Source organism: Acidovorax sp. (assembly GCF_046291265.1).
Classification (GTDB): Bacteria; Pseudomonadota; Gammaproteobacteria; order Burkholderiales; family Burkholderiaceae_C; genus Acidovorax.
Genome location: NZ_JBKBTV010000097.1, coordinates 1 through 11,311 on the forward strand (window position 1 = coordinate 1; position 11,311 = coordinate 11,311).

The 11,311-nt window shown below is 60.5% G+C and carries 8 protein-coding genes; 1 reads left to right on the forward strand and 7 read right to left on the reverse strand.

The annotated features are described in order from the left end of the window. The 6 genes from ACK41V_RS22230 to ACK41V_RS22255 form a co-directional block, all read right to left on the reverse strand. On the reverse strand, positions 1-839 hold an 839-nt coding region (locus ACK41V_RS22230), incomplete at its 3' end, for a TRAP transporter large permease subunit (RefSeq protein ID WP_409785654.1). Between the two features lie 2 nt (positions 840-841). Further along, a complete protein-coding gene (locus tag ACK41V_RS22235; protein WP_409785656.1) occupies positions 842-1,468 on the reverse strand; it encodes a TRAP transporter small permease subunit in 627 nt (208 codons plus the stop codon). Between the two features lie 57 nt (positions 1,469-1,525). Continuing rightward, positions 1,526-2,233, reverse strand: a complete 708-nt coding sequence (locus ACK41V_RS22240; protein WP_409785657.1) for a response regulator — start codon at positions 2,231-2,233, stop codon at positions 1,526-1,528. Next, a complete protein-coding gene (locus ACK41V_RS22245; RefSeq protein WP_409785659.1) occupies positions 2,230-4,116 on the reverse strand; it encodes a DUF4118 domain-containing protein in 1,887 nt (628 codons plus the stop codon). Before ACK41V_RS22245 ends, ACK41V_RS22240 begins: the two co-directional genes overlap by 4 nt. Then, positions 4,113-4,562 (reverse strand): PTS sugar transporter subunit IIA, encoded by a 450-nt coding sequence (locus ACK41V_RS22250; RefSeq protein WP_409785660.1) that lies wholly within the window; start codon positions 4,560-4,562, stop codon positions 4,113-4,115. The genes ACK41V_RS22245 and ACK41V_RS22250 overlap by 4 nt, the downstream gene beginning before the upstream one ends. 1,109 nt (positions 4,563-5,671) lie before the next feature. Then, a complete protein-coding gene (locus tag ACK41V_RS22255) occupies positions 5,672-6,031 on the reverse strand; it encodes a hypothetical protein (protein ID WP_409785662.1) in 360 nt (119 codons plus the stop codon). A 1,352-nt stretch (positions 6,032-7,383) separates the two neighbouring features. Between ACK41V_RS22255 and ACK41V_RS22260 the strand changes: the two genes are divergently transcribed. Beyond that, the gene (locus tag ACK41V_RS22260) at positions 7,384-9,423 is read left to right on the forward strand and encodes an AAA family ATPase (RefSeq protein WP_409785664.1); all 2,040 of its coding nucleotides are present in this window, start codon (positions 7,384-7,386) and stop codon (positions 9,421-9,423) included. Between the two features lie 121 nt (positions 9,424-9,544). Here the strand turns inward: ACK41V_RS22260 and ACK41V_RS22265 are convergent, their stop codons facing one another. Continuing rightward, positions 9,545-11,164: an integrase domain-containing protein gene (locus ACK41V_RS22265; RefSeq protein WP_409785665.1), complete on the reverse strand. Its 1,620-nt coding sequence runs from the start codon at positions 11,162-11,164 to the stop codon at positions 9,545-9,547. Positions 11,165-11,311: the final 147 nt, after the last annotated feature.

The following is an 11,311-nucleotide window of genomic DNA, read 5'->3' on the forward strand; positions in this document are numbered from 1 at the left end:
AGCGGAACCAGGGCCATGCCCAGGCTGCGCACCAGCAGACCCCAGGTCACCGGCACGCCGTTGGCACTGGCCTGCCGGGCCTTGGCAGGCGAAGCCACGGCCATGGCCAGTGCGGGCAAGGTGCGGCGGGAATAGCTGTTGGACACGTGGTCCAGCCACACAGGCACCGAGGCCCTGTTTTGCTCCGGGGGCAGCTTGGGGGCGATCTTCGGGTTGATCAAGACCCAGCCAATGATGTAGACCAGGTAGAGAAAAGCCAGGAAGAAGCCCGGGAACATGGCAGCGGCATACAGCTTCACCACCGACTGCCCCGCCACGGCGGCGTAGACGATGATCATCACCGAGGGTGGGATCAGGATGCCGAGCGTGCCACCAGCGGTGATGACGCCAGCGGCCAGCCGCGTGTCGTAGCCCGCGTCCAGCATGGGGCGCATGGCGATAACGCCCATCAACACCACCACAGCGCCGACCAGGCCACTGGCAATGCCCCAGAAGGTGCAGATGATCAGCGTGGTGACGGCCAGCGAACCCGGCACGCTGCGAAACGCCAGTTGCACGCTGTGGAACATCTTGTCCACCAGCGCACCGCGTTCCATCACGTAGCCCATCAATACAAAAAGAGGGATGGACAGCAAGGTCTCGTTGGTCATCGCACCAAAGGCACGTTGCACCATCAGGTCGAACACCCGGTTGTCCAGCCATCCGGCAGACGGATCGAAGAAGGCGATGTAGCCAAACACCATGCCCAGGCCCATCAGCGTGAACGCGGTGGGAAAGCCCAACATGATCACGACCACGATGAGGCAGAGCATCAACATGCCCAACGCTGGATTGCTCATTATCAGCCCTTCACCGACTTGGATTGTTCGATCGCCAGGGCTTTGGACTCTGCGTCCACAAACTCGCTGCCCGCCAGCTGCTGGGCCACCACATCGGACTCCTGCGCATCTTTCAGGCGCGGCGTCCACGCGCCGGTCTTGACGCACACGATGCAGCGAAGGATTTCCGAGAGACCTTGCATCATCAGGATGGCACCGGCCAGCGGAATGACGAACTTGAAGGGGTACAGCGGGATGGGCGTGGCGTTGAAGGTCTGCTCGCGCATGGCCAGCGAGTCGCCGAAGTAGGTCCATCCAGCCCAGGTCAACGCAGCGATGCCCGGCAGGAAAAACGCGATGTACAGCAGCAGGTCCACCTTCGCTTGCGTGGTGGGCTTCATGCTGCCGTAAAAGAAATCTCCGCGGACATGGCCATCGTGCGCAAGTGTGTAGGCGCCCCCGAGCATGAACAGCGTGCCGTACATCATGTTGTTCACGTCAAAGATCCAGGCGGTGGGCTCGTTCAGCGCGTACCGCTTGAAGACTTCCGCACAGACCACGATCATCAGCGCGACCATCAGCCAGGAGGCTGTCTTGCCAACCCACGTGCTGATGTGGTCCGACGCGTGCAGGATTTTCTGGATGGTCATCCTGCTCAGCGTACTGCCGAGGCCGTAAACGCTGCGTATAAATGCGCGCCCTGCCGTTCAGGCCGCAGCGCTGGTGGCGAGCAGCCGGTAGCCCACGCCCATTTCGGTGAGCAGGAAGCACGGTGCGGTCGGGTCGGCTTCCAGCTTCTGGCGCAGCTGGCGCACATAGATGCGCAGGTAGTGGCCTTGTTCACCATGACCCGGGCCCCACACCTCGCGCAGCAGTTGCCGCCCCGTCACCACGCGCCCGGCGTGGCGGGCCAGCACCTCCAGCAAGCGCCACTGGGTGGCGGTGAGCTTGATGGTGTGCCCCGCCCGGCTCACATGGCGCGACAGCAGGTCGATGGACACATCCCCCAGCATCAGGGACTGCCCGGCGGCTTGTGGTCCACCTGCGTGTCGCAGCGCCACCCGGATGCGCGCGTGCAGCTCGGCCACGCCAAAAGGTTTGCTGACGAAGTCGTCGGCCCCGGCGTCCAGCGCGTCCACTTTCTGGCTTTCCTGCGTGCGCGCCGACAACACCAGGATGGGACGCTGCGTCCAGCCCCGAATCTCGCGGATGAGCGACACGCCGTCTCCGTCGGGCAGCCCGAGATCGATGAGGAACAGGTCGATACGGCGGTTGGCCGCGAGGGTGGCACCTTCGCGCGCGGTCGCGGCCTCGACCACCGCATAGCCCTCGGCCACCAGCGTGGTCCGCAGGAGGTCGCGGATGGCCGGTTCATCGTCGACGACAAGCACTTGCAGAGGCGAAGGTGGGTTCATTCGGAAAAGTCCAAGGGCCGGCGCTCGTGGGAGGGCCAGGGAATGTGCATCTCGAATACCGCGCCGCTGTCGCTGTGCGCGTGGATGTTGCCCCCGTGCAGCCGCGCCACCACCTCACAGATTGCCAGCCCCAGTCCGGTGCCGGATGCGGAGCCCACGGCGGGGTCGCGGTAGAACTTGCGGAACACCTCGGTTTCCTGGCCGGGCAGAAGGCCCATCCCCTGGTCCCGCACCGACAGCGTCCAGTCGGCTGGGCCTAGCCTCACCGCCAATTCGATACGACCGTGTGGCGGTGAGTGCTGCGCCGCGTTGACCAGAAGATTGGTCATGGCCTGCGTGACCAGTCGTGGGTCGCACCACACGATGTCGTCTTCTCCGGCGTGCACATCAACGCGTCCCGCATCCACGTCGCCACCCACCATGCCCAGCGCATCGCGCACCAGTTCGCCCACCGGGCACCACTCGCAGTCCGGTTGCACTGCGCCGTCCTGCAGCCGTGCTAGGTCCAGCAAGTCGCTGGTCAACGACTGCAGTCGCTGCGCCTGGTCGAGCATGTTGCGCAGCAAAGCATCGTGCTGTTCAGGCGTGATCTGGTGGCCTTGGGTCAGTACCGTGGTGGCCGCGCCGATGATGGCTGTGAGTGGTGTGCGGAAGTCGTGCGAAATACCCGCCAGCAGGGTGTTGCGCACGCGCTCGGTCTCGGCCTGGATAGCGGTTTGCTGGCTGCGCATGTCAGCGTTGCAGCGGTCCAGCGCGATCGCGGCCTGGTTGCTCAGCGCTTGCAGAAGGTGGAGGTCTTCCGCGGTCTGGCGCGCGACGGGCAGGTGGTCGATCTCCAGCATGCCCAACGGGCCGTCGGCGGCATGCAGCCCGAAGCGGTACACACCGTCAGACGAAGGCAAGAGCGGGTGCGGTGATGCGGCCTGCGGCAGTGTTTCGCCCAGGAGGATCCTGCCCTTTGCGCCCACACCGCGCTCCACCGCCTGCAGCAGCGTGCGCTCGATGTCCTCGGGCGTGCGCGCGGTGGACAGGCTTTGCGCCAGCAGGCCGAGCGACTGGGCCCGGTCGGCCAACGCCAGGGCGGCCACGGCGGCCTCGCGCACGCGCGCAGCCAGCCGGCTCACCGCCAGACCCACGCACAGGGTGATGGCAAAGGTGAAGAAGTATTCGGGGTCCGTGGGTTTGAGCGACCAGCGGGGTGCGACAAAGATCCAGTCAAAGATCAGGATGGCGCCCAGCACGGTGACCACCGCCGCCACCAGGTCGCGCCGCAGCGCCACCGCCACCACGCCCACCAGGTAGATCAGGATCAGGTTGATCGGATGCAGGTGGTTGGCGATCAGGGCGCACACCGCGGTGCAGGCCAGCAACACCGCCATTGGCAGGCCCCAGTAGCGCCACGACCAACGCCTGGTGCGCTGCCCGGTCCAGTCAACTGCTGAATTGGAGGTATTTCGCTGCCGGCGATTCGCCACCAGGACGTGCACTTGCGCGCGGGGCACGCTGGTGCCCAGCACTTCCGTGAAGTCGCTCAGCCGCTCGCCGAACCCGGGCCAGTAGACGGTGCCGGTGGCCTGGTCACCCAGCAAGACATCGGACACCTGGCCGCCCTGCGCCTGCTGAGCGATCTGCGTCATCAGCTGGCCTGCGGCGTTCATGTTGAGGCTGGTGTGCACGATCTGCGCGCCCCCGACGCTGGCCAGATGCAAGGCCTGCTCCAGGTCCTGTCTCACAGGCAGGCTGGCGTAGCGGGCGGATACCGTGTCCAGATGCAGCACCCGCCAGGAGCTTGCCCGGCCCTGTTGGAGCCGCAGGGCATATTGCACCAGTTGAAGGGCCTGGCCGTCCGCCATCACGCACACCAGCAGCATGCCAGGCGTCATGCCCCGTTCGCCAGGCGGGCCACCGCTTCGGCGCACAGGCCTTGGCGCAACAAGTCGATCAGGACCGGGTTCATGTGGGGGTCGCGAATGCGTTCAAGCAAAACGTGATCGGCGAAGGAAGGGGGATAGCGTACCAGCAGGGTCAGCGCTTCCTGCACCGGTTTGTGGTCCGGCGTCTCCATGTCGATGGCGGTCTGCAATCGAACGAAGATCAGGCGGGCGCATGGCAATCTGCGCACCGCCGCGTGGGGGACCACCACGCCAGCGCCCAGCGCAGTGCCCCCGCGCGCCTGCCGCACCGCCAGTGTGTGCGCCACAGCGCCGCTGAGGATGCGCTTGCCATCGGCCACGATGCTGTCCACAAACTGGAAGAGCGTGGCTTCGTCACCTGCGTTGACGCCCAGGTGCACTTCAACATCGAGGCAGGTCGGAGGGTGTTCGTGCAAGTCGAGGAGCTCCAAAGAAGCCGGCCCACCGCAGCGGTGGCCCCGTGGCATTTCATTGGAGCAAGTTGCGCGTAAAAACCGCGTAACAAACCACCAAGTTGCGCACAGGCCCATGGAAAACAGCTCAGTTCAACTGGATTGGCCACCTCACCGGCCTGTAACCTCAATCTTCATTCCTGACTGTTCAGCAATGTCTGCTACACCTTCGTGAGCTGACCCTCAACACCCTTGCCCGCCAGGGCTTGTGAGTCCGAATTGCGGCTAGCACCACAGGCCTGGTTGTTTTGTCTTGAAGGTCGGCTATCGCTGCACAGCCGACTTTCCTCGTGGAGCCGAAGTGCGTGGAGGCGAATCCTTCTATTGCAAGTATTCCCGAGATGTTCTCTCACCGAAGGTCAGTATCGCTCGCAGGCCTAGCTCCCCGAGGAGAACCGAGAATCGCTTTCAGACGTCGATCGCGCTGCGTTTGTTCCAGCAAACGGCTTGGCCATCCAGTGGGACTGCTGGCTGCAATAAGTAGAACGCGAAGCCGAACATCAAGCTCCTGGGTCGAGTCCGCCGGCAGGGTGAGCTTGTGGTGGAACGTGGGGCCAGTAGGGAGGGTGTGCTCCAACAAGTATTGAGTGTCCCGCTGTCCCCAGTGGATGAAATCCCTTGCGTCTAAACAGCGTCTCAGTGGACGGAGTGTCACGTCACTTGGTGCCCAAGCATCCAGTGCGGCCTGCACGCAAGCCCAATCCACAAGTGCTTCCATCTGTTTGGTCGCCTTGTTCACGGGTGACTCCACCGCATTGCTGGAAACTACTGGCACCGCAAGGATCTCCGAGAAAGTTACTTTGTTTCGATAGCGAAAGGCCATGCGTGTTGCCTCTAGGCATGCTTGATCGAGTGAAATGAGTGGGGACGACCCTTTGCGGTTGCATACATGCTCTTGCTGGGAAGCCAGAGTGCCCTGAATCGGATCCAGCCGCGGCAGGGAAGGGTTGTCCAGATCCTCACTGATGAAAAAGCCTACGTCGTGGATCTTCACTGCTCACCCTTCCCGACTGACAGGGAAGACAGCACGAACGAGATCAAGGCTGCCACCCACCAATTGTTTAGATCCATGGTCAAGTACTCCGCACGTCAGTCACATGACGGCTGCAGTGAAGCAGTTTGGCGCCGTGTATGCGGAGGAGGGCGTACAGAACGTGGATCCGTTGCGCTGGCACAGTGCTGGGCTCGGCGAAGCCACGCAGACCCACCTCGTCGATCATGGCGTCGAGCAGCGGATCAATCCGCGCTCGGTCAGTCCAAATTGAAAACGCTACCGGCCTGACCTGGCGCAACTTGAGGAAGAGGGCGATCCTGCCGACCTTGGAAGTCAGGAGCCAGTGAGGCCAGACCTTCCACTGCCATTGCTCGTCGTCCAATTGGCAGTGCTGTCGCAGGCTTTGGCGCCACATCGTGGCGCGGTATTTGTCTTGCATGGGGTTCTCATGTGGTGATTGGTCGCACATCAAGATCCCATAGGAAGACGCTGTGTCAAGGCCACAAGTCAAAAAACATGTGAGGCTGGCGGAGTTGCCGCATGGTTTCATGCATGGTGGCCCGCAGATTTTGGATCTACGAAAGCTTCGGCATCTCTCAATTGACCAGCTCCAGAACCAGCCAGATTGAGTAACGTAATCTGAGTCCTGTCGGTCTAAATAAAGGTGCAGAGAACAGGGTTTGAGGGGTTGATTTGGGACGCGGCCATGCGAGGCTTGTTCTCAACCAAACCACTTCAATGCCCATGTCTAAAGACAACTCCACTTCCCTACCTACCAAAAACGTCGTTCGCTCCTCAAAAGAAGAAGCTCACGCCTGCGCAAACTCCAATGCTTGTGATGGGCAAAAAAGCACTTTGCAAGAGGCAGAACGAGGACTCACGAACTGCTCTGATCGGGCACCGGGGCCGGCAACGGAGAGACCTCTTAAGCAACCTGACCGTTTCAGAGCGCGTGATGCAGTCAGGGGTTTCTTCGCACGCATGCTCGTTGCTGCACGGTCCAACATCTATGTTCAAGCGGCTGCCCGCGGTATCGCCGAGGGGAGGGCAACAGTCAGGTCCTGGGACGAATCAAAGGTCTCCAGCGCAGCGAAGGCAGCCGCGACCAGCACCGAATCATCTACGGCCGCACCTTCGCGCCGAGACGGCCAAAGCGGCTCCGGAAAGATCGGATTCCTTGGGATGCTGGGCGGGATGGCGATAACGGCTTGGATGCTGTTCATCACGCTCGATGGACTTCGCGTCCAAAGCAGCGTTGACTTGGGGGTGGTGACCTCCGCAGATGGGGGATTCCCGCTGGGTGGCACTGGTCTCGTTCCGGTGGAGGGCAGGGGAGCGTTGGTGGGGCGGATGTTCTCGATGGTTCAAGTAAACGGGGGTGTGTTCTACCCCCTCTACGAACCTCTTGTGGTCGAACAACATGCGCCTCTTGTCCTCCTCACACTTCGCAACGGCAGGCGCCACATCTGTGACAGGCGGGCCAGCGTGTGTGCACGCACCGCGGATGTTGCACGGGAGATCAAAGTTGATCGCCCGGCTCCTTGAAGCGGGCTCCCCATGTGCTGGGCCCTGTCATGGCACACCAAATGTCCGGGAAGTGTCAGAAGCAGCAATCCAAGCTTGCCACTGCGTTCGTTCAACGTTCCGGGCAAGTTGAGCCACTCCCCCTTTTCAACTCAGTGACGGCTGCTCTCGATCTTCACAAGTTGAGATCGCAGCAATGACCCGTTTGTCATCCATCTAGAACTCGCCGCACCTCAAAACGCGCGCGCATCATTCAAAGAAAAACCCGTGATCCAACTCGCTCACAAACTTCTCCACACGCTCAAGATCTTTGCGCTTTACCTGCTGATCGGATGTTCCTTTCTGGCAATGATCGGAATGATGTTCGACTCGCAGCGGACCGACTACCTGTCGCTGGCCCTGATCCCGCCGAACCTGAAGCAGCTGGCCCCGCAGTCCGTCATGGCCCTCCTGGTCACGCTGGTCATCGGGGCAATGATTCTGGAGACGGTGCAGCATCGCCGCGACGGTGGCAGCTACCCCCGCTACTCCAATGTGGTCTACATGCTGTCCAAGCCCATAGTGATCCTTTGTAGTCTGCAACTGGTCTTCTGGTGGTTGGGTGATGGCCCAAAGGCAAGCGCAGAGCGCTACGTCCTGTATTTCTACGCGGCGATCGGCTTCGTGGGTGTACTCATCACCCGCTACGGCTATCTCAAGCCGAACTATCGACAAGCGCCCGCCGCAACTCCAGTGTGCGCTCAAGGCAACGGCCAGCAGGAAGAAGAACTCGATGTGGGCCAGGTCAAGCGCCCCACAGCCACCTTCAAAGACATTTACGGGTACGCAGAAGTCAAGGACCGCATCAAGGATGCCGCTGCGCAGATCATCCATTCTGGGGCGTCCAGGGACGGTTCGACCAAGGCAGCCAGGAAACAGATCCGCAACGGCATCATGTTCTTCGGTGAGCCGGGCAACGGCAAGACTGCCTTCGCCGAAGCGCTGGCGGGTGAATTCCGCCTTCCTTTGGTGACGCTGACCCTCCCCGATGTCGAGAGCAAGTGGGTGGGTGAGAAAGCCAAGCGGGTCACCGCCGCCTTCACCAAGGCCAAGCGCAACGCCCCGTGTGTGTTCTTCATTGACGAAATCGACTCCCTGATGGGTGAGCGCACCAACATCGGCTCTGGCGTGGCTGAAACGGATAACAACAACGTGGTCAACGCACTGCTGACCCTGATGGTGGATCTGCGCGCATCCAAGGTCATCCTCGTGGCCGCAACAAACCACATGGACCGCCTGGACGGTGCCGGCGTGCGTGAAGGCCGCTTCGACTTCAAGATCGAGATCAGCAGTCCCGACCTCGAAGCCCGCGTGGGTCTGCTCAAGAAGGGCCTGCAAGACAACCTGTCCCACATAAAGGCATCGAACGATGTCGTGGACATGGTGGCCCAGCGTTGGAACGGGTTTTCGGCCAAACGCATTCTGGCCGTCACGGAAGAGCTGCCGTCCTACTTGAAGCGCGTGGACAAGCGCACCCTCGGTTTTGATGAATTCATGGGCGCTCTGCGAGCGATCCAAGGCCGCAAGGGAGTGCAGCTGGAGAACGTGAAGCCGCTGAACGATCTGGTGTTCTCTCCTGACACCCGCGAAATGATCGACATGCTGATTGGCCGCATGGCCGACCCTGTGCACACCGAGAGCCACGGCGGCACCATGCCCACCGGCGTGCTGTTCCACGGCGCTCCAGGCACCGGCAAGACGGCTGCTGCCAAAGCCATCGCCAAAGAGATCGACTGGGCATTCCTGCCGACCACCGGCTCCGACATGGCCCGCGACACCAAGGCGCTGGAAAAGCTGTTCGCCCAGGCGAAGGAACTGCGCCCTTGCATCATCTTCATTGACGAAGCCGACGAACTCATGAAGGAGCGCACCAACTCCACGAGCACCGATGCCACCAACAAGCTGCTTACCCTCATGGACGGCGTGGGCGACCGGGTGCGTGATGTGGTGTGGTTTGCCGCCACCAACCACCCCAACCAGATCGACAGCGCTTTGCTGCGCGGTGGCCGCTTCACCGAGAAGGTGGTGTTCGAGAAGCCCGGCGCCGCTGGTCTCAATGCCCACTTCAAGGGTTGGTTCGCACGCAAGAAGGTCACGCTGGATGCCTCGCTGGCCAACGTGGACTTCTCCGCGATCGTCGGCGACGAAAGCATCGCCAACGCAGAGGCCGTGGCCCAGGCCGCCCTCAACCGCGCCATTGCTCGGCGCCAGCCCAGGGTCGTTGTGACCCGCGAGGACGTGGAACGCGCTGTCCTTGCGGTGCTTTGACAAGTCGGGATCGGCGATCGCAGTGCATGGCGAGCGGGGCAGGGGCAGAGGAGAAGGGTGCCTGGGTCATGGCTTCGGGCCAGCGTCTGGCCCTACTTTGACCTCTGCCCCTGACCCATGCTCACCACCCGAACACGCGAACAAAGCCTTCTTTGGCCGGGTCGGGGTCGGATTTTTTCGGCCAGTTCTTGAGCACCACTTCGCGCCGAAGCTCCTGGTTGAGCCGTTTTTCCAACGCCTCGAACCGCTGCACCATGCCCTCATAACCATCGTCCTCGATCTTCATGCGAACGGTGATCTCCATGTACTGATCGCCGTGCAACTTATCTCCCATGGCAATCTTGCCCGTGAGCCACGCAATGTCGGTCCCGAATTCTCGGAAGATCCTGGCCACGCTGTCCTGCTCCAGGATACCCACCACGTTGGTCAACAGAATGCGCGCTTCACGACTCATATGAGTGCCCTCCAACTGAAAGAGTGAGCCAACGTATGCGCCCGAGATTGACGGCCGCGCATGTCCCAGCGAACGTGAAACTGTCAAATCGGCTTGCTTCACCAAGTCTGGCTGGTTCTCATACTCCTGAGCCGTGTGCTTCCCTTCGACCGGGGGACGCAGCCCGGAGACTTCCTCGTAACGGTTGCCGGCGAACTCATGGCGCAAGCCGTGACCAGTGACGCCCAGACCCTTCTTGGTCACGCCGCACTTTTGCAAGATGTAGCCGTAGTGTTTTTTGGCCTGTTTCATGGTCTTCCCTTTGCCGATCAACAAGCCGCGAGGATGCTTCGCCGCAAGGATCTTTGCCTCCTCAAGCGCGGCGCTCTGCTCGATTGCACGCGCCTGATCGCTCGAGTTGGGGATAAAGCGCTCCAGTCCGCCTTTGGCACCATCGATAACGTACAGTCCGTCACTTTCCGAGTTGCGATTCGGCTTGGAATGGACCACTTCATTCAACCGCAGGCCATACGCACGCTGAAGTCGCAATTGGCTTGCCACATACTCGTCCATGGTTTTGATCTCGTCGTAGACCTTGTCGAAATTCACTTCGTTGGGCGACCATGCCTTGCTCTTCTTCGCGGCCAACGTGCGGCGTAGGTTGCCCACATCAATCCCCTTGCGAGCCAGCATTGCGTAAAACTCTTCCTTTTTTGGGAGAACACTTTCTTTCCCGATCAGAGCGAAGAACTTGCGATAAACGCTCAGCCGGCTTTGAATGGTGCCTGGTGCCTTGTCTTCAGCCACCCAGTGAGCAACGAGCTTGATCACATGTTTGACCGAAAACTCGTTCAGGTTGTGAATCGGCATGCGAAGAGACTTCGAAAGCGTGATGGCCAACATCATGTTTACACCGAAATCTGCCCGCGTTTTGTCGCTTACCTCACGCTTACGCCCATTCAGTGAAGGCATGCGCGTTGCTTCGAGGAATTGAACAAGCTGGAGTTTGGGGTTTCCCTTGTTCTTGTAAACCAGATTTTTAAGGAGTGCTTCGCTCAACCCTGCACATGACGATTTAGCCCGCCATTTAGTTCTAGAAAGATTGGCCTCCTGCGAAATAAGTACGTTAGCAGCTTGTTGCTCTTTTTTTTCCTGGGTGCGGCGGTTTTGCAACTCTTTCTTTGCATTTACCTTATTGCTTGGCTTTTTCTCAGTTTTTAGATTTTCAGGTTCTTTCGTCTTTTCAGTCTTTTCAGTTTTTGCAGATTTATCAGTATTCTCGTCAGGCATGCTGTTCAGATCGGTCATTGTGTAACTCTTTTCAATATTGGGATTGGTTGAAACATTCAATCAATTAATGCCCCTTTTGCGGGGAAGCTCGACTTATTTGATCGCGCGGCACCTGCCCACGCACAACTTCGGTGATAGTTCGACCATCAGAAATCGTTCTACCGC

Bases quoted from the DNA above. Each gene is read 5' to 3' on its own strand.
- ACK41V_RS22255 (WP_409785662.1), bottom strand. From the start codon at position 6,031: ATGCAAGACAAATACCGCGCCACGATGTGGCGCCAAAGCCTGCGACAG.
- ACK41V_RS22245 (WP_409785659.1), bottom strand. From the start codon at position 4,116: ATGACGCCTGGCATGCTGCTGGTGTGCGTGATGGCGGACGGCCAGGCC.
- ACK41V_RS22265 (WP_409785665.1), bottom strand. From the start codon at position 11,164: ATGACCGATCTGAACAGCATGCCTGACGAGAATACTGATAAATCTGCA.
- ACK41V_RS22235 (WP_409785656.1), bottom strand. From the start codon at position 1,468: ATGACCATCCAGAAAATCCTGCACGCGTCGGACCACATCAGCACGTGG.
- ACK41V_RS22240 (WP_409785657.1), bottom strand. From the start codon at position 2,233: ATGAACCCACCTTCGCCTCTGCAAGTGCTTGTCGTCGACGATGAACCG.